Below are 21631 nucleotides of genomic sequence, written 5' to 3' on the forward strand. Positions count from 1 at the left end.
CGATCCGGCCCGCCTCGATGCAGGAAACTCAGCTCTTCGGCTCGACGCCGAACCATTTCTTATAGATTTCAGCGTAACGGCCATCGGCCTTCAACTTGGCGAGCGCCTCATTGACCTTGGCGACGAGTTCGCTGCCTTTCGGGAAGCCGATGCCGTATTGGTGCGCCATCATCTGTTCGCCCACCGCCTTGACCTTGCCGCCGCCGGCAGTCGCCACGTAATAGAGGACGTTCGGCGTGTCGTGCATCGCGGCGTCGACGCGGCCGGTCTGCAGTTCGAGATAGGCGTTGTCGATGTTCGGGAACTGGCGAAGCTCGGTCTCCGTGAAGTTCTCCTTCGCATAGTCGGTGGCCGACGTGCCGGTCTTCACGGCCAGCGTCTTACCCTTGAGATCCGACGAACCGGCAATGGCGCTGTCGGCGGGCACCATCAGCATGAAGCCGCTGTCATAATAGCCATCAGAGAAGTCGATCACCTTCTTGCGTTCGTCCTTGATGGTGATGCCGGCGAGGGCGGCATCGACCTGCTTCGTCTGCAGCGCCGGGATGATGCCGTTGAAGTCCATCGGCTGCAGGGTGTAGGTAACCCCGATCTCGCTCGCGATCGCGTCCCAGAGATCGATGTCGAAACCGACATATTTCTCGCCCTGCTTGAACTCGAAAGGCACGAAGGCCGTGTCGGTGGCGACGACCAGGTCCTCGGCAGCTGCCGGGCCGGAAAGCGAGAGTGCCGCGGCGAAAAAGCCCGCGAAGATGTGGCGAAGTCTGTTTCTCATGGTGGCGTTCCCCTGTTTTGCATTCGGGCATCCAGCGTTTGCAGCCGGGGCCAATGCGCAAATATAGAATGCTTTTTATGTTTTGTCGCCACGAAAATTTGCATTATCCGGATCTGTTTAGCGTCACGGCTGAAAAATGCAGCGAATAGTGGCCTGTTGCGAGGTCTGTGAAAGCAGATGCCCCTCTGGCCTGCCGACCAGAGGGCGCATTAATCTACAGCTCTGGTCCGCTTGCCCTAACCGGCAGCTTCAGTGAGCGAGGCAATGGCCGCATCCACGGCATCGCCCAGGCGCTCCACGATCTGGTCGACATCTTCCCGTTCAAGGATGAAGGGGGGCGCCAGGAGGACATGATCGCCGCGTTGCCCGTCGATCGTGCCGCCCATCGGATAGACCATCAGGCCCCGTGCCATGGCTTCCTTCTTGATCCGGGCATTGAGCTTCAGGCCAGGATCGAAGGGGGACTTCGTCGTCCTGTCGGCGACAAGCTCGACGGCACGGAAGAGCCCGCGGCCGCGAATGTCGCCGACGTGATGGTGATTGCCGAGCCGCTCGACCAGGCATCTTTCGAGATAGTCGCCCATCGATACGACGTTCTCGAGCAGCCCGTCGCGGCGGATGACGTCCTGCACGGCAAGGCCGGCCGCCGCGGCCATCGGATGGCCCATATAGGTATGGCCGTGCTGGAAGAAGCCCGACCCCTCGGCAAATGCCCGGAAGATTGCGGAGGACAGCAGAACCGCGCCGACCGGCTGATAGCCGCCGCCGAGCCCCTTGGCGATGGTCATGAGATCCGGGATGACGCCGTCCTGTTCGCAGGCATGCAGAGTCCCGGTCCGGCCCATGCCGCACATCACTTCGTCGAGGATCAGCAGCACTCCGTATTTGTCGCAGATCGCCCGAACGCGCTTCAAATAGTCCGCGACGGGGGGCACCGCACCGGCCGTGGCGCCCACCACCGTCTCGGCGACGAAGGCGATCACCTGATCGGAGCCCAGGTCGAGGATCTTGGCCTCGAGTTGGGCCGCGGCACGCGCGGCATAGTCCGCATCGCTCTCGCCCGCTTGCTGCAGCCGATAGGCGAAGCATGGATCGATGTGGTGGGTTTCGACGAGCAACGGCCGGAATTGAGCGCGCCGCCACTCGTTGCCCCCGGCCGCCAATGCGCCAAGCGTATTGCCGTGATAGCTTTGGCGCCGGGCGATGATGTGGCGGCGTTGCGGCTCGCCCTTCTCCACGAAGTACTGCCGAGCCATCTTCAGCGCCGCCTCGACGGCTTCCGATCCACCGCTCACCAGGTAGACGTGATCGAGCCCGTCAGGTGCATCGGCAACAAGCCGGTCGGCAAGCCGTTCCGCCGCCTCGGTGGTGAAGAAGCCGGTATGGGCATAGGCCATACGGTCGAGCTGCGCATGGAGGGCGGCGAGCACATCCGGATGAGCGTGACCGAGGCAGGAGACGGCGGCTCCCCCGGAGGCGTCGATATAGGCCTTGCCCTCGGCATCGAAGAGCCGGATGCCTTCGCCGCGGACGGCGACCGGCAGTTTCGCATGAATGGCGCGGTGGAGAAGATGGGTCATGGCGCTCTCTTGGAGTTGCGGGATTGGAGATGGGTGTTCAGCGCCGCGAGCTGTCCGTCGAAGCGCTTCAGAGCCGCGAGCGTGGCTTCGCCGCCCCGGCCTGCGATAAGCGCGCCGAGCACTTCGGCGACGGCGAAGGCCGGCGACATGGCGTGCAGGAAGGAAGGACTTTCGGTCGGCACCACGATGATCGTCTCGGCGATCTGCGCAAGCGGCGCCACTTCGCTGTCGGTCACCGCGACGACCGGTACGCCGTTGTCCCGAGCATATTCGGCAAGTTCGATCGTCGCCCGTGTATAGGGAAGAACGCTGGCCACGAGCAGCACGTCTGCACTCGTGGCACGGGCGACGGCATCCGCGCCGGTGCCGCCGATGCCCTCCAGCATCACGGATTTTTCGCCGACCAGCGAGAGGATATAGTGGAACTGCCAGGCGACCGCGTGGCTCGAGCGCAGCCCGAGGCAATAGACCCGCCGGGCATCGGCAATCCGCGTTGCCGCTGCAACGATGCGATCAAGCACCGCCGGTTCTGCGAGCCGCGAAATCTGCGTCCCGATGGCGCTCAGCATATCGGCTGCGAGCGCATGGTCGCCCCTGAGCTTCTGGCTTCGGGCCTGCTCGCCGGCCTTTCCGGCAAATCCTGCATCACCCTCCCGCAGCGCCTCGGCATAGCGTTCGCGGATGGCATCGTAACCATCGAAACCGAGCTGCTTGGCAAGGCGGGTCATCGTCGCGGGCTGCACCCCCGCCTGGCGCGCCTGCTCGCGCATGGAGAGAAGAGCGACGTCGCGGGGATGGTCGACGATATAGCGGGCCGCCGTCCGCAATTGCGACGAAAGCCCGTCGAATGCAGTGATGATCGCGTCGCTGAGCGGCCCCTTGTCCATGCTTCATTTAACAACGATCCCATGACCATTGCAACGAATGTTTCAGTGTGCAATTTTATGATTTCTGAGAATCATAGCTCGATGGTGCCCACATGAACGCTGGCGATGCTTTGAAGGGGATTTCGATCGCGGTCGCGCCGAATGGCGGGCGCCGGACGAAGGCCGACCACCCCGCCATACCCCTGACCCCGGAAGAACTCGCGCTTACCGCACGCGACTGCCTCGATGCCGGCGCCGCGATGATCCACGTCCACGTGCGCAAGGACGACGGAAGCCATCTTCTCGATGCCGACGCCTACCGCGCCGCGATCGCAGCGATCCGGGCTGCCGTGGGCGATCGCATGGTGATTCAGATCACCAGCGAGGCGCTGGGCATCTACTCGCCGGCCGAGCAGATCGCAGTCGTCAAGGCGGTCCGGCCCGAGGCCGTGTCTCTGGCGCTCAGAGAACTGGTCCCGGACGAAACGCACGAGGCTGCCTTTGCGGATCTTCTGTCGTGGGCTGCCCGGGAGAAGGTTTCGCCGCAGATCATCCTCTACGATCCGGAGGAGGCGGTGCGATTGGACGGCATGCGGCGACGAGGTCTGCTTTCCCGCGACGATATTCCCGTGCTTTACGTACTCGGTCGTTATACGCCGGCGCAAAGATCCCTCCCCCGTGATCTGCTGCCCTTTCTGGCGCCGGGCATGCCCGCCTACACCCATTGGAGCGTCTGCGCCTTCGGACGCCTCGAGGCGGCCTGCGTCACAGCCGCAGCGCTCCTCGGCGGCCATGTCCGCGTCGGCTTCGAAAACAATCTCTGGCTTCCGGAAGGAACGGCCGCCGGCTCCAACGCCGACCTCGTCCGCACGGTTGCAGCTGCGCTTCTGCCGCTGTCGGTCCCGTTGCTCCAGGGGCCGGCGCTCGCACAGATGCTTACCCGTATCGGTTCTGCGGGCCTGCCGAAAGGCTGACGCGCGCCCATTTTCCGTCGCCCGCCTTTTGGAACCGGTGAACGCCGGTTTCGTTCTCCCATGATGACAGCGCCTCGCGCCTTGTCCGGCGCGCAAGGGCGCCTGTAACACTTGGAGTGCTGCTTGCTTTCATCCTGATCGCCGGATTTACGGAAGCATGCAGCCGTATGGGAGTGCACCATGTTGACCCATGAAGATCGCAACATGCCCGAAAGGCGCGCCACAGCGGCATTTCCGATAGGCCTCATACTGCTCGCGATATGCGCCATCTTCGCCTATCTGGCGATCGGCGGCGCCATGTTGGAAGGTGAAACCGAAACGGTCGTCTACACACCGCCGATCGCCGACGCGCCGGCACCTCAATGAGAGGGAGACCTTCAATGACGCCCGATCCTATCGGTCCCGGCCCCGGGCCGGGAATAATTCCGCCGAACCCGGTTCCGCCACTCGGCATTCCCGATCCGCCGCCAAACGAGCCCGAGCCCGATAAGGGGCCCGAGGACGACACGCAGAATCCGCCCGACGAAAAGGAGCCGCCTCGGACCGACGTGCTTCCCCGGTGAGGCTTGACTTTCAGGAACGGCGATGAGAACATACCGTGAACATTCTGGAGAGTCTCTCATGACCCATGCAGAGGAAGTGATCGAGCGCGCTATGGCCGCCGTCGCCCAGGCAAGACGCCGGCGGGAGCGCGAACAGGAGTGGCGCAGAAAAACCTTCGGACGGATTCAGGTCGGTATACCGCTCCCGCCCCTCAAGCGCGGCGTGCAGCTTTCGCTGCAGCTTGACCGTCCCGGTACGCAGTGAAGCCCGAAGCCGATCGGCTCATTCCGACAGGGCGACGAGGAAAACCGTAGCACGATTTTCCTCGCGATCGCCTCAGGCGGCAGCCAGTTCCGGCCGTTCCCTGGGGAAGGGCTTGAAGGTCAGTGCGATCAGGAAAGCACCGATGCCGAGACCCCAGGCGCCGATATAGAGCCAGCCGTAGCTGGCAAAAACGTCGTAGATCACCCCCCCGGCAACCGGGCCGATCGCCATGCCGAGACTGCCGGCCATTGCCGTGCCGCCGATGACGGTGCCCATCATGCGCAGCGGGAAATTCTCGCGGGCGATCACGGCGTAAAGCGGCATGACGCCTGCATAGATGAAGCCGAACACTGCAGCCACCGCGTAGAAGGCGCCGAGGTCGCGCACGAAGAAATAGGCGAGCGCACCGAAGGCCTGCAGCAGCAGTCCCGATACCAGAATGCGCTTGGCGCCGTAGCGGTCTCCGAGGATGCCGAAGGCGACACGGCCGCCCATTCCCGCCAGACCCTCGAGGCTGTAGATGGAAACAGCGGCCATCATCGGGATCCCGCAGCTCACGGCGTAGCTCACGGTGTGAAAAATCGGGCCCGAATGAGTGGCGCAGCAAAAGAAGTTCGTCAGCAGCAATATGACGAATTGCGGCGACCTCAGCGCCTGTCCAAGGGACATGTCCGGCTGCCCGTCACTTGCAGAGACGGCATTCGGACCTTCGAGGACAGGCGGGCGGCGCAGGAGCAACGCAGCCGGAATCATCGTGACGGCGGCAAGGGCGGCTATGATCTGCAGCGATGTCCGCCAGTCGTAGATCGTAACCAGCCACCCGGCCAGCGGCGACATGGTCATGGGCGCCATTCCCATGCCGGCCGATACAAGAGATACGGCAAGGCTGCGATGCGTATCGAACCAGCCTGTCACGCAAGCCATCATCGGCGCGAATATCGCCGCGCAGGCACCTCCGACGATCACCCCGAAGAGGAGTTGGAATGCGATCAGCGATGGCGCAAGGCTGGAAAGCGCAAGGCTCGCCGCAAGGAGCGCGGACCCGACCAGCACGACCGGGCGCGGCCCCCAGCGGTCCGAAGCGCTCCCCCAGACCATACTTGCCAGGGCCATCGCGATGAAACCCACCGTCATGGCACTCGATATGCCGGTCACGGACCATCCGGTATCCCGCGAGATGGGCACAAGGAAAACCGGCAATGAAAACATGGCACCGATTGCAATGCAGCCGAGCAGGCCGCCGGCAGCAACGATCACCCATCGATAATGCGCATCGATCATTCTCGTGTCTCCGCTCAGGGCAGTCCGGCGCGGCATTCATTGTCAGTCCACGCCCGGATTGCCGATCAAATCAAGGGCATTCTCCCGTTCGCGGCTGTGCCGCGCATACGATAGGACGAACGGCGCCTAAAGGCGCCGACATGGGGGTGGAAAATTTTCAGGCTGCATTGCGCTGGATGCGGTTGAACCATGTGGCCCTCAGCGGAATTCCCGAAGCCCCCTCTCCCCGCAGGCGGGGCGAAGGGACTCGCGGCAAGGTCCAGACCGAAGAGGATGCGAGGAGCGGCCCGCTTGTTCCGTCTCCCCGTTAAACGAAGAGGAGGTGCCGGCAGGCGGATGAGGGACGGAGGCGCCCGATCAGGCCACGGTGTTCGACGTGTCGACGACCTCGAAATCATGCGTGATGGTCGCCGTCTTTGCGAGCATCGCGGATGCGGAGCAGTATTTCTCGATGGAGAGGGCCACCGCGCGCTCGACCTTCTTGGCGGCCAGACCACGGCCCTTGACGATGAAATGCATGTGGATGCGGGTGAATACGCGCGGGTCCTGATCCGCCCGATCGGCATCCATCTCGACTACGCAATCTTCGACGGCCTCGCGGCCCTTCTCGAGGATGTGGACGACATCGAAAGCCGAGCAGCCGCCGGTGCCGATAAGCACCATTTCCATGGGGCTCGGCCCCGGTGTCGGGCTATCCGGGCCGGCGGCCGTGCCGAGCACGACCTTGTGGCCGCTTCCGGATTCTCCGACGAAAGTCCTGCCTTCGACCCATTTGATGCGTGCCTTCATCCGATTCTCCTTCCTGTCGCGATGCGTTCATCTTCGTTCCAATGACGCAAAACGCTCCCGATTTCCACCCACGCGCCAATCCGCTCAGCGCGCACCCCAGGTGTCGGTCAGCCGGTAGCCCTCGGGCCACGGGTCCGACGGGTCGAGCATGTGCTGATGGGTGCCGGTAATCCAGGCGCGGCCCGAGATTTCCGGCAGCACGGCCGGCCGGCCGCCGACTTCGGTGGTGCCAAGGATGCGGCCGGAGAAGGTGGAGCCGATCAGCGAAACCGCCGTCAGCCGGTCCGAGAGCCCCATCTGCCCTCGGGCATGCAGCACAGCCATGCGTGCCGAGAGCGCCGTGCCGGTCGGAGAGCGGTCGACCTTGCCCGGCTGGATCGCGACCGCAGCACCCGCCCGCAGGCCTTCCGCGGTACGTTCCACGGGGCCGGCAAAGAGGCAGAAGGAGAAATGCCGCCAGTCGGGGTTTTCCGGATGATGGAAACCGAACTGGGCATTTGCCGCGTTGCTGATCCTGACGCCAAGCCGGGCGATGTCGTGCGCCTCGTCCGGCTTCAGGGCGAAGCCCATTGCGGCAGCATCCACGATTACGAAGCTATCGCCGCCATAGGCGGTGTCGACTGTGAGGGTCCCGAGCCCCTCGACCTCCAGCTTCGCGTCCAGCCGCTCGGCAAAGCTCGGCAGGTTCTCGACGAAGATGCGTTCGGCCTTGCCGTCACGGCACTCCGCGCGCACGCGAACGAGACCGCCGGGCGCCTCGAGCGTGATCTCCGTCACCGGCTCCTTCATCGGCAGGATGCCGCTGTCGAGCAGCACGGTGGAGACGCAGATCGAGTTGGAGCCGGACATGGGCGGCGTATCTTCCGGCTCCATGATGACGAAGGCGGCATCCGCGTCCGGATGCTTCGGCGGCACCAGGAGATTGACATGGCGGAAGACGCCGCCGCGCGGCTCGTTCAGGACGAAGTTGCGCAGGGTCTGATCGCGGGCGATCCAGCGGCTCTGTTCCCAGATCGTGTCGCCCGGCGGAGGTGCGACACCGCCGACGATCACGTCGCCCACTTCGCCCTCGGCATGGGCGGAAATGACATGAATGGTCTTGGTGCTGCGCATCGCGAACTCCTCGTTTCAAAAGCCAGCGCGGTTACGAACGTCCGCCGCGCTTCAGGGAAGCCAGCCCGGCATCCGGGCCGGGACGCGCCCCGTCAAGGCCGCGGCGACGCAATCGGCAAGGCTGCCGAAGCGCACTGCGCGCCCGGAAAGACCGGGACCGTAATGGGCGTATTTGCCGGAGTTGGTCATGACCGCCCGGGTACGCGTCGGGAACACGGGCTCGGAGATTGAGCACCAACAGAGGTCCGGCAGCACCTGGACGCCGCTCTCCTGAAGCCGCGCGAGAATTCCCTCGCGGCGCGCCGCCGCAATGACCTCATGTCCGGCCGTGACGATCACCGCCACGTCCGGATGCCGCTTGCGGCCGTCGAGCGCCTCGGCCAGCGCCCGGCACTCGGCAAGGGACGCGTGCGGGCTGCCGATCGCCACGAGTTCGATTTCATCCGGACCCTCGTTCAGGGCGGACCACGCAGCCGTCAATTCGTCGCGGGTGATGGTCGCATGATCCGCGTCCTCAACCGCAGCACCGCCGGCCTCCGGCGTCACGCCCTCCACATGCAGCATCGGCGCGGCCGAGGTGGTGCCGAAGGCGGCACAAAGCGCCTTCAAGTCGTCGCGCGAAGGCTCCGCCGGAGCAAGCCCGCGGATGAGCGGAATGCGATCTGGCGCCGCCCGCCCGGCGAGGTAGCCGATCAGCGGCCAGAAAGCGTCGTCGGCGCCCGCGGGCAGTTCGACGTCTATGATCCGCCGTGCCTTGCGGTGTTTGTCGAGATAGACGCCGGAGAGCGGCGCCCGTCCGGTAAGCGCGATGCAAAGGTCGAGGAAATCCGGGTGCTTCGCCGTCCGCGCACCGAGGACGCTGTTGGCGAAGATCACGGCATTGGACTCCGCCCAGGCGACGGCTTCGCCCGTTCCAGGCGCGCTGTCGAGCAGATAGGGCGAACAGGTGAAGGTCGGCCGGCAGCCCATGCGGACATAGGCATCGGCGAGCCGAGCCGCAGGGTCGCCGAAGGATGGCGGCACGCCTTGCCTCTGCCAGTTGGCGCGGTCCACGGAAATGGCATTCATCGTCGCCGGGATCCGCACCTTCGCGCCCATCTCCGCCATCTTCTCGGCAAAGATCAGGTTCGCGGGACTGGCATAGATGCAGCCGTCGATATGCGCCTGCGTCACATCCACGAGGCCCTGTGCCCCCTGCTGCGCCGCCATGGCCGAAATGATGCGCATGGCCTGCGCAACCGCGACGCCTTCCTCTCCGTCGAGCATGGCGCGGTCGCCATCGGTCAGGTCGAGCGCGGCCGTAGCGGGCGGAACGACGGGGATCGTCAGCCCCTCGGCTTCAATCGTCCTGTCACCGATCCGCGCCGTCTTCGCGCGAGCGAGCGCCGCAAAGGCTTCGGGAGCAAGACGCAGCACCGGCAGCGGGCTGGCGAACATCTCGGAAGCGATCAGCGCGCCGAGGGTCAGCACATCTTCCGGTTCGGAAAATATGAGTGCGGCCGGGCCGCGACCGGTCAGCACGAGGTCGAGCAGCACACCCGAGCCCGTGCAGGACCCGCGGCTCGACGGCATCATCAGGATGGAGCCGGTGAGCGGGACGCCATGCAGCGGGTGGTGCACGTCGATCACGCAGCCCGTCGCGGGATCGACCCCGCCCCAGAAACTCAGCGCCTCCCCGGTCGCGATGACCGGGCCCTCGGCCGCCCCCTGAAGGATGCTGCGGGCGGGATCGAGGCCGCTCATTTCACGACGAAGCCGTGGGCGAAGGGATCGCGGTCATCGATGAAGATGGTGTTGATGCCGGTCATCCGCGCCCAGCCGGCGATCGACGGGATGATCGCATCGCGGTCGGCGACCTTCGCGGCCGCTTCGACGCGACCCTTGAAAAGCGAGCCGATGATCGACTCGTGGACGAACTCGTCGCCGACATTCAGCTTGCCCTTGGCGGCAAGCTGCGCGATCCGGGCCGAGGTGCCGGTGCCGCAGGGCGAGCGGTCGATGGCCTTCTCGCCATAGAACACCGCGTTGCGGGCATGGGCCTCCGGCTGCGTCGGCTTGCCCGTCCACTGGATGTGGCTCAAGCCCCGGATCTCCGGGTGTTCGGGATGGACGAACTCATATTTGGCATTCAGTGCGGCCCTGAGCTTGGGGCTCCAGCCGACCAGTTCTCCCGCCGTATGGTCGGCCATGTCGCGGAAGTTCTTCTGCGGCTCGACGATGGCGTAGAAATTGCCGCCATAGGCGACGTCGACCACGATCTCGCCCAGCCCTTCGACCTGCGCCGTCAGGCCTTCCGCATAAAGGAAGCTCGGCACGTTGGTAAGGCGCACCTCCTCGACGAAGCGGCCCTCCTGGCGGTAGGTGATGTCCACCTTGCCCGCGGGGGCATCAATCGACAGCTTTCCCGGCTCGCGCGGGGTGATCAGGCCGTTCTCGATGCCCATGGTGATGGTGCCGATGGTGCCGTGACCGCACATCGGCAGACAGCCGGAGGTCTCGATGAAGAGCACCGCCACGTCGCAGTCGGGCCGGGTCGGCGGGTAGAGGATCGAACCCGACATCATGTCGTGGCCGCGCGGCTCGAACATGAGGCCCGTTCGGATCCAGTCGAATTCCTTCAGGAAATGCGCGCGCTTTTCCAGCATGTTCGCGCCTTCGAGACGCGGGCCCCCGCCCGAAACGAGGCGGACGGGATTTCCGCAGGTGTGGCCGTCGATGCAGGAGAAGGTGTGGGTGGCCATGGTCGAAACCTCTGTCAGAATCTTTGCGGCGAAAAGGGTGCAATGTCGATGGCCGGAGTCCGGCCCGTCAAGAGATCGGCGACGATCCTGGCCGTCCCCGCCGATTGGGTGAGCCCGAGATGCCCGTGACCGAAGGCGAAGATCACCCGCGGCGTCGCGCGGGCGCGGCCGATGGCCGGCAGGCTGTCGGGCAGCGACGGCCGGAAGCCCATCCACTGCACCCCGCCTTCCGGTTTCAAGCCGGGCAGGAAGGCCTGCGCCTTCTTCAGCATCGCTTCCGAGCGGCGGTAGTTCGGCGGCAGGTCGAGCCCGCCGAGCTCGACCGCACCGCCGACCCGGATACCGGTCGACAGCCGTGTCACGACGAAGCCATGGCCGCCGAAGGTGATCTGCGTGCGCAGGTCGAACGCGTCGGCGGGAAGCGTCGTATTGTAGCCGCGCTCGGTTTCGAGCGGAATGCTTTCGCCGAGCGTGCGCGCAACCCGGTGCGAGAATGCGCCTGCCGAGAGAACCACCTGTGCCGCCCGCCGGGCCCTGCCGTCGGCGCTCAGGACTTCAACCGCCCCGTCGACCGGCTTCAGCGCAATGACCTCCGCGCGCTCGATCACCCCGCCGATCGTGCGGAAATGGTCGGCAAGGGCAAGCGTATAGAGCTTCGGATCGGCGATCGAGTACCAGCCGGGCGTGAAGGTGGCGTGGGTGAAGCGCGCCGCCAGGCCCGGCTGGATCTCGGCAACGCCTGCGGCATCGAGATGGCGGAACTCGATCCCATGATCCGCGCGCGCCTTCCAGCCGGCAAGCGACGCCTTGAATTCCGCCTCTCCCTCATAGACTTGGAGGTTGCCTTCCTTGCGCAGCATGGGCGCCGTGCCGGTTGCTCCGAGGAACGGCTCGAGTTCCGCTTTCGACAGGTCCATCAGCGCGGTCTGGGCCGCGGTCGAATGCGCCACGCGGGCCGGCTGACAAGCACGCCAGAAGCGGAACATCCATGGCGCGATCTTCAGCGCATAGGCGGGCGGCACGGTAAGCGGTCCGAGCGGATCCAGGAGCCATTTCGGCGCCTTTTTCAGGATGCCGGGCGAGGCAAGCGGAAGGATATCGGTGAAGGCGAATGCCCCGGCATTGCCGGCGGAAGCGCCGGCCGCCGGCCCCTCGCGGTCCAGAACGGTGACCGATAGGCCGCTGGCCACGGCGGCAATCGCAGCCGATAGGCCGACGACCCCCGAGCCGATCACGATGACGTCCGATTCGGCCATTTATCGTACGCTCGCCAGGAACTTCTGCGTCTCGGGGTTCTGCGGCGAGGCGAAAATCTGATCGGGCGAGCCGATCTCGGCCATGATCCCCTGATGGAAGAAGGCCACGCGATCCGACACGTCGCGGGCAAAGGTCATTTCGTGGGTAACGCAGATCATCGTCATTCCCTCTTCCGCCAGCATCTTCAGCGTGTCGAGCACCTCGCCGACCAGCATCGGATCGAGCGCCGAAGTCACCTCGTCGAACAGCATATATTCCGGCGACATGGCAAGCGCCCGGGCGATCGCCATGCGCTGCTGCTGGCCGCCCGACATGCGGTTCGGATAGACCTTGAGCTTCTCGCCGAGACCGACGTGGGTCAACTGCTTCACCGCAATCTCCTCGGCCTTGTCCTTCGAGAGGCCGAGCACCTTGCGCGGGGCGAGCATGACGTTTTCCAGCACGGTCAGATGCGGGAAGGCGTTCCATTGCTGGAACACGATCCCGACCTTGTGGCGCAGCCTGTTGAGATCGGTGCCCTTGGCATGGACATCGGTCCCGTCGATCACGATCCGGCCGGAGTCGATCGGCTCGAGCCCGTTGATGCAGGTGAGCAGCGTCGACTTGCCGGAGCCGGAGCCGCCGATGATGGTGACCACCTCGCCCTTTTCGACGGTCAGGTCGATGCCCTTGAGAACCTCCAGCGAGCTGAAGGATTTGCGGACGTTTTCGATCTCAATCATTGGGGGACCACCGTTTTTCGAGATACCCGCCAAGCCGGGCGACGGGGAAGCTGAGGAGGAAGTAGATGGCGCCGCAGATCAGCAGAATGAAGAGCGGCTCCTGCAGACGCGTGACCAGTATCTGCGAGGCACGCAAGAGCTCGACCAGGCCGAGCCAGAGCACCAGTGCGGAGTCCTTCATCACGCCGAGCGTCAGGCCTATCCACGACGGAAGCGAGACCCGGGTGGCAAGCGGCGCCACGATGTAGCGCATGTCCTGCCACCAGGTCATGCCGAGGGAGCGCGCCGCACGGCGGGTCGTCACCGGCACCGACGAAATTCCGCCGCGCACGATCTCCGCGCAGAACGCCGCCGTGTAGAGCGAAAGCACCACGCCGGAGGTGGTGAATGGGCCCCAGCCGAGCTTGGCGATCGACTGGAAGGCATTGCCGAGCACGAGCTGGATCAGGAGCGGTACCGAGCGGAACACGTCGAGCAGCAAGGTCATCGGTGCCGACCAATAGGGTCCGATCTGGAACCGGATCACTCCGAAGAGGATGCCGAGAACGGTGCCGGCGGTGACGGCGACGGCGGTGACCGCCAGCGTCATTCCGGCGCCTTGCGCAAGAAAGGCGAGATCGTTCCAGGTGAGGGCAGTATCAAACATCTCTCACCCCTCTCAGTAGCGGAACATGCGCCAGGCGAAAGCCCGGGCTGCAAGCGTGACCGCTTTGGCGATCAGGTAGTAGATCACCGCAGCGAGCGCGAAGAATTCGAATGTGCGGAAGGAGCGGGCATTCAGCTCCTGCGTGATGCCGGCCAGGTCGGTGTTCATGCCGACGGTGACGCCCAGCGACGTCATCAGGATGGCCCAGACCATCTGGTTGGTCGCGGGCAGGAAGGCCACGCGCAGCATCTGCGGCAGAACGATCAGCCGGAACGCCTGCAGCGAGGTCATGCCGAGCGACCGGCCCGCCCGGGCCTGCGTATCCGGAATGGCCTTGAGCGCGCCGCGGAAGTTCTCGGCAAGATAGCCCGCATTGTTGAAGGCGATCCCGACCAGAAGCGCCGTATAGGGGCTCAGGTGGATCCCGAAATTGCCGAGGCCGAAATGGGCCATGTAGATCTGGAACAGCGCCGGCGTGTTTCGCGCGACCTCGACCCAGGTCGTGGCGATGCCGCCAAGGATACGGCTGCCGGACAGGCGGAACACGGTGAGCGCGATCGCGCAGGCGACGCCGATGACCATCGACAGCACCGCGACCTGCAGCGTGACCACCGCGCCATCCAGCATCTGCGGCAGCGCCCTTAGCGCCTGATTCCAGTGGAAGGTGTAGTTGAACATTCCCGTCTCACCCCTCGGAATGCAGCGACGGCGCGGGTTGCCCCGCACCGTCAGACGATCCCCGGATCAGCGGTAAACGCCGTTCACCGACAGGGACGGAGCCTCGCCACCGACCCACTTCTCGTAGAGTTCGGCATAGCGGCCGGTGCGGACCTGCTGATTGACGAACAGGTTGAGGTAGTTGAGGAAGCCGTATTCCTCGCGGTTGGTGAAGAGGGCCACGTAGTCGATGTCGAAGGGCGCCTTGTCGACCACGGAGATGCCGGGGAACTTGCCGCCCTTGACGTTGGACTGCGCGACCGTCGAGGTAGAGACGGTGGCGTCGAGCTGGCCCTGGCTCAGCGCCAGGAAGACGTCGGCCTGCGTCTGGTAGGGGCGGAACTCGCCCTCGCCCCAGGCCTTGACCTGGTTTTCGAGTGCGATTGCCTCATAGGTGCCGGCGGTGGCGCCCACCACCTTGCCCTTCATGTCTTCGAAGGACTTGATGCCGGACTTCTCGTTGGCGGTTACCGCCATTTCGAAGGCAAAGTAGGGCACCGTCATCCCGACGGTCTTGGCGCGCTCGAGCGTATCGGAGGTGGAGGCGACACCCACATCGACACGGCCGGACATCAGCGCCGGGATGCGCTCGGGAAACGGCGTCTCGACGATCTCGGCGGTGACGCCGAGCGCCTTGGCCAGATCGTTGCAGTAATCCACGTCGAAGCCGATCGGTTCGTTGTTCTCGTCGCGCGAGCCCATCGGCGGGAAGTCGAGCACCACGGCGCAGCGCAGCGTTCCCGAAGCGATGATGTCGTCCAGCTTGTCGGCATGGGCGGGGCTCGTCAGAGCGGTGGCGGCAACGAGGCCGAAGGCGAGGACCGAGGTCTTCATTCTTGTTCTCTCCCTTGAGTTGGCCGATCGGTGTGACGGCGCGCGCACTATTCCGCGTCGGAGAGCACAAATCAATTTAAAAATACAATTAGTATACAAAAAGTATATAACAGGACGCGTTTTCGCAATGAAAAGGGGCTTTCCCTTGTGGAAAAGCCCCTTTCATTGCGCGGTCGATGGACTGGATCAGCCGAGGAAGTCCTCGGGCAGCAGGTCTTCCGGCATGTTCTGGTAAGCCACGGGACGCAGGAAACGTCGAATCGACATGGTGCCGACGCTGGTTGCGCCGAAATTGGTCGAGGCCGGATAGGGGCCGCCATGCACCATCGAATCGACGACTTCAACCCCGGTCGGGAAGCCGTTGACCAGCACACGGCCCGCCTTGCGCTCGAGCACCGGACGCAGACGGCGCGCCGTCTCCAAGTCGCCCGCATCCATATGGATGGTTGCGGTCAGCTGGCCCTGGAAGCCGCGCGCGAGCTCTTCCATTTCGGCCGCCGATCCCACTCGAACCACGAGTCCAAGCGGACCGAATACCTCTTCGCCGAGCGCATGGTCGGCCAGGAATTGCGCGCCCGTCGTTTCGAAGAGATTGGGCGATGCGTCACGGCCGGATGACTCGGTCGCAAGCAGCAGTTTCACGGCGTTGCGCGTCGCAAAGCGCGCCTGACCGTCGCGGTAGGCCTTGGCGATACCGTCCGTCAGCATGGTTTGCGGTGCCACCTTGGCAAGCGCCTCGACGGCGGCGGTGGTGAAGCGGTCGGCATCCGCACCTTCGGTGACGACGGCGATGCCGGGATTGGTGCAGAACTGCCCGGCGCCCATGGTGAGCGAACCGGCCCATCCCTGCCCAAGCGTTTCCGCCCGTGCCTTCAACGCTTCCGGCAGCAGGAACATCGGGTTGACCGAGCCGAGCTCGCCGAAGAACGGGATCGGTTCGGGGCGCGCTGCGCAAAGATCGAACAGGGCACGTCCGCCGGCAAGCGACCCGGTGAAGCCGACGGCTTTGATGTTGGGATGCTGCACCAGCGCATGACCAACGTCGCGGCTACCGCCCTGGATCAGCGAGAATACGCCGGGATGAACACCCGTCTTGCGGATCGCTGCGTCGACGGCCTCGGCGACGATCTCGCCGGTGCCGGGATGCGCCGAATGGCCCTTTACCACTACGGGGCAGCCCGCCGCGAGCGCCGCGGCCGTATCGCCGCCGGCGGTCGAAAAGGCGAGCGGGAAATTCGAGGCGCCGAAGACGGCGACCGGACCGACGGGGCGCTGGACCAGCCGTATCTCCTGACGGGGCGCCGGCTGACGCTCGGGCAGCGCCGCATCGACGCGCCGGTCGAGATAATCACCCTTTTCGATATGATCGGCAAAGAGCCTGAGCTGGCCGGTCGTGCGGCCGCGTTCGCCGTTGAGCCGCGCCTCGGGCAGGCCGGTTTCCTGGCTGCCGATCTCGGTAATGGCCTCCGCCCGGGCCTCGATCTCGTCGGCGATGGCGCGCAGGAAGGCGGCGCGCTCCTTGCGCGAGGAATAGCCATAGGTCCAGAAGGCTTCCTCAGCCGCCTCGCAGGCCCGGTTCACCAGCTCTACGGTGCCGACGGCAAAATCATGCGCCGGGCCATGCGCCGGAGCCGAGGCGAAGGTGCCTGCCCCATCGAGCCATTCGCCCGCGACGAGGTGTTTTCCTTTGGGGGTGAAAATCATCTGACTTTCCTTTCTCTGGATCACAATGACCCTGGTCGATTCGGCACAAGATCATAAAACGCGTCAATTCCCGTAACGAAACGGGGATTGCCGGCGGAAATTCGCATACACTCTCCTCGCCCGTTGCGGAACCGTTACCTTCCGGCGAACAGACGAATTGCACTTGCCGGGGGTTTGTATACTCTATGTATGCAGAACATCAACCGCCTGCCCCTGAATCAGGCCTAGCACGAGAGAGACGACATGAGCGAGACAACCACCCTGACGACCACCGCGCTTCAGGAGCGCGTCGAGGCGATCTTCCGCAAGGGCGGCCTTAACGTGGTCCAGGCGGGCGCTCTCGCCCGGGTGATCGTCGCCGGCGAACGCGATGCCTGCAAGTCGCACGGCATCTACAGGATCGAGGGCGCGCTGCGCACGGTCAAGGCCGGCAAGGTCAAGCCCGACGTCGAGCCGGAAATCGTCGCGCAGGAAGCCTCGGCGATCGTCAAGGTGAATGCCAGGGGCGGTTTCGCCAATCCCGCCTTCGAACTCGGGCTGCCGGTGCTTGCCGAGCGTGCCCGCAAGCACGGCATCGCCGCACTCGCCATCAACGACTGCACGCATTTTTCGGCGCTCTGGCCGGAAGCGGAGGCGCTCACGGGAGAAGGGCTTGCCGGGCTCGTCATGTGCCCGAGCTATGCCACGGTAGCACCGACAGGCGGCAACAAGCCGTTGCTCGGCACCAACCCCTTCGCCTTCGGCTGGCCGCGCGCGGGCAAGCCGCCCTACGTCTTCGACTTCGCGACTTCGGTCGCGGCCCGGGGCGAGATCGAGTTGCACCGCAGGGCGGGTAAAGCGCTGCCCGAAGGCTGGGCCATCGATGCGCAAGGCAATCCGACGACCGACCCGGAGGCTGCGCTCGCGGGCGCCATGCTGCCCTTCGGCGGACACAAGGGCTCGGCCATCGGCACGATGATCGAACTGCTGGCGGGCATCATGATCGGCGACCTGACCAGCCCCGAAGTGCTCGACTATCTCGGCACCACGACGCTCGCACCCTTCCATGGCGAACTCATCGTCGCCTTCTCCCCGGAGGCTTTCGCCGCCGGCCGTCCAGGCGACCCCTTCGCCCGGGCCGAGCTGCTGTTCGAAGCGATCGTCGGCCAGGGCGCCCGCCTGCCTTCGCAGCGCCGCTTTGCCGCCCGAGCGAAGTCGGAGGCCGAGGGCATCACGCTGAGCGCGGCCGAGATCGAGCAGCTCGACCGGCTGCTTGCGCTCGGACTCGACGCCGTGGCGTGATCCTCGGCGGGCACTCTTCCACCCTCCTGTGGCAAGCATAGGAGGGATTCGGGCACAGGAGGGATTCGGGGAATTCAGACATGAAGCGGCTGGAACGGGTACGCCGATGGGCAAGGGGCATCAAGCGAGACGTCGTCCTCCTGTGGCTCGCGGCGCGTGACCGCCGCGTGCCCTGGTATGCGAAGCTGGCGGCAGGCGCGGTCGCGGCCTATGCATTGTCGCCGATCGACCTGATACCCGACTTCATCCCGGTCCTCGGCTATCTCGACGACCTCATCATCGTTCCCGTCGGCATCATCGTCGTGCTGAAGCTCATCCCGGTCGATGTCCTTGCGGACCTGCGCGCCACCGCAATGAAATACACCGCGCAGCCGGTGAGCCGGGCCGGGCTGGTGGCCGTCGTTTCGATATGGGTTCTGCTGGCAGTTCTGCTCTTCTGGGCGGTGCTCGGCCCCCCTGCCGCCGCGCGGTAAAAGAAAGAGGCCCTCCTGATGGAGAGCCTCCTCCGTCTCCGGCCCGATCAGGCCTTGTACTTTTCGACGGCGCCCGGGAGCTTGCTCCACTCGGCATACCAGGTGTTGAAGAGCTTGAACTGCGCCTCGACATAGCCGCGCTGGCTTTCGGTCAGCGCGTCGGTCTCGTTGAAGTGGAGCGTGTATTCCTTGTCTCCCTTCAGCACCATCATGTGCTTGAAATAGAGGACGAGGTCCGGCCCTTCATCGAAGGAGGAAAGCACGGCAAGCGCCTGCTCCAGTTCCTGTGCACGCTGGCGTGCATCGACATCGCCGGCAGCAGCGGCCTGGGACAGGTTGCAGAGGTGGATCACTTCCTTCGGCAGCACGTTGCCGATACCGGTGATGGCGCCGGTCGCGCCGCAGTTCACGAAGCCGTGGAAGACGGCCGTATCGACGCCGATCATCAGCGAGACGCCGTCGTCACGGCTGGTGATGTGCTCGGCCGCGTAGCGCATATCGGCATTGCCGCCGAATTCCTTGAAGCCGACGAGGTTCGGATGCTCCGCGCGCAGCGCGAAGAAGAGGTCGGCGCGGGTGGCGAACCCGTAATAGGGGCTGTTGTAGATCACGGACGGCAGGTCCGGGGCGGCAGCCAGGATCGCCTTGAAATGCGCCTTCTGCGCCACGATCGAGGGACCGCGCGACAGCACCCGCGGGATTACCATCAGGCCCTGCGCTCCCACCTTCTGGGCATGCGCCGCATGCGCGACGGCCGAGGCGGTGTTGACGGCACCGGTGCCGACGATCACGGGGACGCCCGCCTTGACCAGGCGCTCCACGCCTTCCATGCGCTGCGCATCGGTCAGAAGCGGCCAGTCGCCCATCGAACCGCAATAGACGACCGCCGACATGCCGTCGGCAATCAATGCCTTTCCCTTGCGGACGAGGGCATCGAAATCGGGCGTGCGGTCTTCCCTGCAAGGGGTCATCAGGGCGGGGATCACGCCCGAAAAAATCTTGGCCTTCATTTCAAACTCCTATTGGCCTGACGGATGGCAGAACAGGACGCCATCGCGGCGATTGCCTGTGCTTCGATATGAAAATACCATTTGTATTTTATTTGTCGACAAAAATCGTGCTCAGCTCACAGGGCAATTTCAAGCCGGTCGTTGCGGGCGAAAAGCTTTTGAATTTGCTGGACGATCTGCTCGGCATGTGTGCGGGCCAGCCGATCGGCCGCCTCGACATCACGTGCGGCGATAACGGCGATCATGTCCTCGTGCTCGTCGACGAAGCGCTGCGGCAGCCGGTCGTCATAGGACTGATAATAGAGCCGGAGGATCCGCCGGCCTTCGTCGAGAAGCCGGTTAAACAGACCGATGAAATAGGGATTGCGGCCTGCCTCGGCGATGGCCGAATGGAAGGCGGCATTGGTGGCGATCATCGCCAGCGCATCCTGCGCCTGGACCGCTGCGGCGAATTCCGCCTGACGGGCGCGGATCACCTCGAGATCCTCCGGACGGTGATGTTCGGCCGCCAGGCGCGTCGTGACGCGATACATCAGCACCAGCGCGTCGAAGAAAGTGTGCAGGTTCAGGAAATCGATATTCGATACCATCGTCGATCTGTTGGGCAGCGTAGCGATCAGCCCCTCTCCCGCCAGCCGCACCAGCGCTTCACGGATCGGCGTGCGCGACATCTTGAACCGTTCGGCAAGCTGCACCTCGTCGATCGGACAGCCCGGCGGCAGAACCAGATCGAGGATTTCGTCCCGCAAGAGGTCATAGACCATCTTCACGCCGGAACCGCGCTTGCGTTCGGGAGCTGAATTGGTGTCCGTATCCTTGTTGGCCATGCGGTCTCCTTCTTGTCGACAAAAGAAATACTTCTCCGCGACGACGGGATCAACGGGCTTGCCCGCATGTTTCGCGGTTTTCAGGCCCTTTTACCGATAATCTTTCAGGTCTCCGGCAGGGTAAAGACGGCGCAGGGCGCCGCGATGCCGCGCAGCGCGTGTTCGCCCAGCGGCACCAGCGGGGTTCGGGTCTCGGCGGCAAGTGCGCCGGAAATCAGCACGGATCGCCCGAGCGGCCGGCACAGGCCCTCCAGCCGGCTCACCAGATTGACGGCCGGACCGATGGCCGTGAAGTCCAGCCGGTCGATCGATCCGACATTGCCCCACAGTATCTCGCCAAGATGCAGCGCCGCGCCGAAGCGCAACGGCGGCAGTTTCTGTTCGTGGCGCAGAGCCTCGAGATGCGCCATTCCCGCGCGGGCGGCAACGACTGCGCGCAGGGCCCGGTCGCAAGCCTCCGCCGGCAAATCGTTGACCGGGAAGATTGCCAGCACACCGTCGCCGATGAACTTGAGCACCTCGCCGCCGAAGGCGTGTATCGCTCCTGCAAGCCGGTCGAACCAGTCGTTGAGCGCCGCGATCACGCGGGCAGGCTCGTGTTCCTCGGAAAGGCCGGTGAAGTTGCGCAAGTCGGCATAAAGCAGCGCCGCCCGGATGCTCTCTCCGGTGCCGCGGCTCAGCGCCCCGGCTTGCACACGGGCAGCACTGCGGCGGCCCAGATAGGCTTCGAGCAGCACCGCGCGGGTCGCCCGCTCCGCCAGGACGGCCAAGGGCGCCGCTGCGAAGCGGGCGGTCTGACGCAACCGCGCGATCTCGGCCGGATCGAACCGCCTCGTCCCGGCCCAGCCCAGCACCACCTTCTCTTCCGTCTGGCCGACCACGTCCTCCTGCACCGGACCGAACCCCGCCAGCCAGTCGCGACCGGCGTGATCGACCGGCCCTTCGGCAAAGCCGAGCGCCTCGATGACCGCGCCGTCCTCCGCCCGCCAAAGCCAGGTGCGCCGCGCGATGATCGGATGCGGCACCGCCAGCGTCAGGGCACCGCCGGCCAGCGGAAGGCCGTCTGCGCGGAGCCGGTTTCCGAGCTCTGCCAGGAACGGGTCGGGGCCGGACGAGGTACCGGCCTCATCCAGAAGCCATGCGAGGGGTGCGGGCAGGTCCATGCGTTGATCATAGAGCAGTTACAGGAAATGTGTGAACCGATCTGGCCTCGCGGCACCGATCCGAAAATCGC

The 21631-nt window shown here is 64.9% G+C and carries 23 protein-coding genes; 6 read left to right on the forward strand and 17 right to left on the reverse strand.

Annotated elements, in window-relative coordinates:
* Positions 1 to 28: 28 nt before the first annotated feature.
* From glnH to AC6CIG_RS17830, 3 genes are all read right to left on the reverse strand, one after another.
* Positions 29 to 775 carry a glutamine ABC transporter substrate-binding protein GlnH gene (gene glnH / locus AC6CIG_RS17820; RefSeq protein ID WP_411933068.1) on the reverse strand — a complete coding sequence of 249 codons (747 nt, stop codon included), beginning with the start codon at positions 773 to 775 and terminating at the stop codon, positions 29 to 31.
* A gap of 236 nt (positions 776 to 1011) precedes the next feature.
* A complete protein-coding gene (locus AC6CIG_RS17825; RefSeq protein WP_498323184.1) occupies positions 1012 to 2355 on the reverse strand; it encodes an aspartate aminotransferase family protein in 1344 nt (447 codons plus the stop codon).
* Entirely contained in the window at positions 2352 to 3242 is an 891-nt protein-coding gene (locus AC6CIG_RS17830) for a MurR/RpiR family transcriptional regulator (protein WP_018097984.1), read from the reverse strand. Before AC6CIG_RS17830 ends, AC6CIG_RS17825 begins: the two co-directional genes overlap by 4 nt.
* Positions 3243 to 3334: 92 nt before the next feature.
* Between AC6CIG_RS17830 and AC6CIG_RS17835 the strand changes: the two genes are divergently transcribed.
* From AC6CIG_RS17835 to AC6CIG_RS17850, 4 genes are all read left to right on the forward strand, one after another.
* Entirely contained in the window at positions 3335 to 4195 is an 861-nt protein-coding gene (locus tag AC6CIG_RS17835) for a beta-keto acid cleavage family enzyme (RefSeq protein ID WP_498323186.1), read from the forward strand.
* 180 nt (positions 4196 to 4375) lie between these two features.
* Entirely contained in the window at positions 4376 to 4561 is a 186-nt protein-coding gene (locus AC6CIG_RS17840) for a hypothetical protein (protein ID WP_018097986.1), read from the forward strand.
* 14 nt (positions 4562 to 4575) lie between these two features.
* Entirely contained in the window at positions 4576 to 4758 is a 183-nt protein-coding gene (locus tag AC6CIG_RS17845; protein ID WP_018097987.1) for a hypothetical protein, read from the forward strand.
* A 58-nt stretch (positions 4759 to 4816) separates the two neighbouring features.
* Entirely contained in the window at positions 4817 to 5002 is a 186-nt protein-coding gene (locus AC6CIG_RS17850; protein ID WP_015243438.1) for a hypothetical protein, read from the forward strand.
* A gap of 72 nt (positions 5003 to 5074) precedes the next feature.
* Here the strand turns inward: AC6CIG_RS17850 and AC6CIG_RS17855 are convergent, their stop codons facing one another.
* From AC6CIG_RS17855 to AC6CIG_RS17905, 11 genes are all read right to left on the reverse strand, one after another.
* Positions 5075 to 6283 carry an MFS transporter gene (locus AC6CIG_RS17855; RefSeq protein ID WP_018097988.1) on the reverse strand — a complete coding sequence of 403 codons (1209 nt, stop codon included), beginning with the start codon at positions 6281 to 6283 and terminating at the stop codon, positions 5075 to 5077.
* Positions 6284 to 6640: 357 nt separating this feature from the next.
* A complete protein-coding gene (locus AC6CIG_RS17860) occupies positions 6641 to 7072 on the reverse strand; it encodes an OsmC family protein (RefSeq protein ID WP_018097989.1) in 432 nt (143 codons plus the stop codon).
* A gap of 84 nt (positions 7073 to 7156) precedes the next feature.
* On the reverse strand, positions 7157 to 8185 hold the full coding sequence (locus tag AC6CIG_RS17865) for a trans-3-hydroxy-L-proline dehydratase (protein WP_498323189.1): 1029 nt from the start codon (positions 8183 to 8185) through the stop codon (positions 7157 to 7159).
* 51 nt (positions 8186 to 8236) lie between these two features.
* A complete protein-coding gene (gene lhpI / locus AC6CIG_RS17870) occupies positions 8237 to 9928 on the reverse strand; it encodes a cis-3-hydroxy-L-proline dehydratase (protein WP_018097991.1) in 1692 nt (563 codons plus the stop codon).
* Positions 9925 to 10926 carry a 4-hydroxyproline epimerase gene (locus tag AC6CIG_RS17875; RefSeq protein WP_018097992.1) on the reverse strand — a complete coding sequence of 334 codons (1002 nt, stop codon included), beginning with the start codon at positions 10924 to 10926 and terminating at the stop codon, positions 9925 to 9927. Before AC6CIG_RS17875 ends, lhpI begins: the two co-directional genes overlap by 4 nt.
* A gap of 14 nt (positions 10927 to 10940) precedes the next feature.
* Positions 10941 to 12182: an NAD(P)/FAD-dependent oxidoreductase gene (locus AC6CIG_RS17880; protein ID WP_498323191.1), complete on the reverse strand. Its 1242-nt coding sequence runs from the start codon at positions 12180 to 12182 to the stop codon at positions 10941 to 10943.
* A complete protein-coding gene (locus tag AC6CIG_RS17885) occupies positions 12183 to 12905 on the reverse strand; it encodes an amino acid ABC transporter ATP-binding protein (RefSeq protein ID WP_498323192.1) in 723 nt (240 codons plus the stop codon).
* Positions 12898 to 13551, reverse strand: coding sequence for an amino acid ABC transporter permease (locus AC6CIG_RS17890; RefSeq protein ID WP_018097995.1), 654 nt, complete (start codon positions 13549 to 13551; stop codon positions 12898 to 12900). Before AC6CIG_RS17890 ends, AC6CIG_RS17885 begins: the two co-directional genes overlap by 8 nt.
* A 12-nt stretch (positions 13552 to 13563) precedes the next feature.
* Positions 13564 to 14229, reverse strand: a complete 666-nt coding sequence (locus AC6CIG_RS17895) for an amino acid ABC transporter permease (protein WP_010975155.1) — start codon at positions 14227 to 14229, stop codon at positions 13564 to 13566.
* A 66-nt stretch (positions 14230 to 14295) separates the two neighbouring features.
* A complete protein-coding gene (locus AC6CIG_RS17900) occupies positions 14296 to 15102 on the reverse strand; it encodes an ABC transporter substrate-binding protein (protein WP_018097996.1) in 807 nt (268 codons plus the stop codon).
* Positions 15103 to 15288: 186 nt separating this feature from the next.
* Complete coding sequence (locus tag AC6CIG_RS17905; RefSeq protein ID WP_498323195.1) at positions 15289 to 16806, reverse strand: aldehyde dehydrogenase (NADP(+)); 1518 nt, start codon at positions 16804 to 16806, stop codon at positions 15289 to 15291.
* 243 nt (positions 16807 to 17049) lie between these two features.
* Here AC6CIG_RS17905 and AC6CIG_RS17910 point away from each other — a divergent pair, with 243 nt between their 5' ends.
* Positions 17050 to 18087: an Ldh family oxidoreductase gene (locus AC6CIG_RS17910; protein WP_498323196.1), complete on the forward strand. Its 1038-nt coding sequence runs from the start codon at positions 17050 to 17052 to the stop codon at positions 18085 to 18087.
* A gap of 80 nt (positions 18088 to 18167) precedes the next feature.
* Positions 18168 to 18560 carry a YkvA family protein gene (locus AC6CIG_RS17915; protein WP_498323198.1) on the forward strand — a complete coding sequence of 131 codons (393 nt, stop codon included), beginning with the start codon at positions 18168 to 18170 and terminating at the stop codon, positions 18558 to 18560.
* Between the two features lie 47 nt (positions 18561 to 18607).
* Here the strand turns inward: AC6CIG_RS17915 and AC6CIG_RS17920 are convergent, their stop codons facing one another.
* The 3 genes from AC6CIG_RS17920 to AC6CIG_RS17930 all read right to left on the reverse strand — a co-directional run bounded on the left by AC6CIG_RS17920 (position 18608) and on the right by AC6CIG_RS17930 (position 21560).
* Entirely contained in the window at positions 18608 to 19570 is a 963-nt protein-coding gene (locus AC6CIG_RS17920; protein ID WP_018098000.1) for a dihydrodipicolinate synthase family protein, read from the reverse strand.
* A 116-nt stretch (positions 19571 to 19686) separates the two neighbouring features.
* Positions 19687 to 20397 (reverse strand): GntR family transcriptional regulator, encoded by a 711-nt coding sequence (locus AC6CIG_RS17925; protein WP_498323200.1) that lies wholly within the window; start codon positions 20395 to 20397, stop codon positions 19687 to 19689.
* 104 nt (positions 20398 to 20501) lie between these two features.
* A complete protein-coding gene (locus tag AC6CIG_RS17930; protein WP_498323201.1) occupies positions 20502 to 21560 on the reverse strand; it encodes an adenylate/guanylate cyclase domain-containing protein in 1059 nt (352 codons plus the stop codon).
* Between the last annotated feature and the right edge of the window lie 71 nt (positions 21561 to 21631).

The organism is Sinorhizobium sp. GQ132 (genome assembly GCF_059758575.1).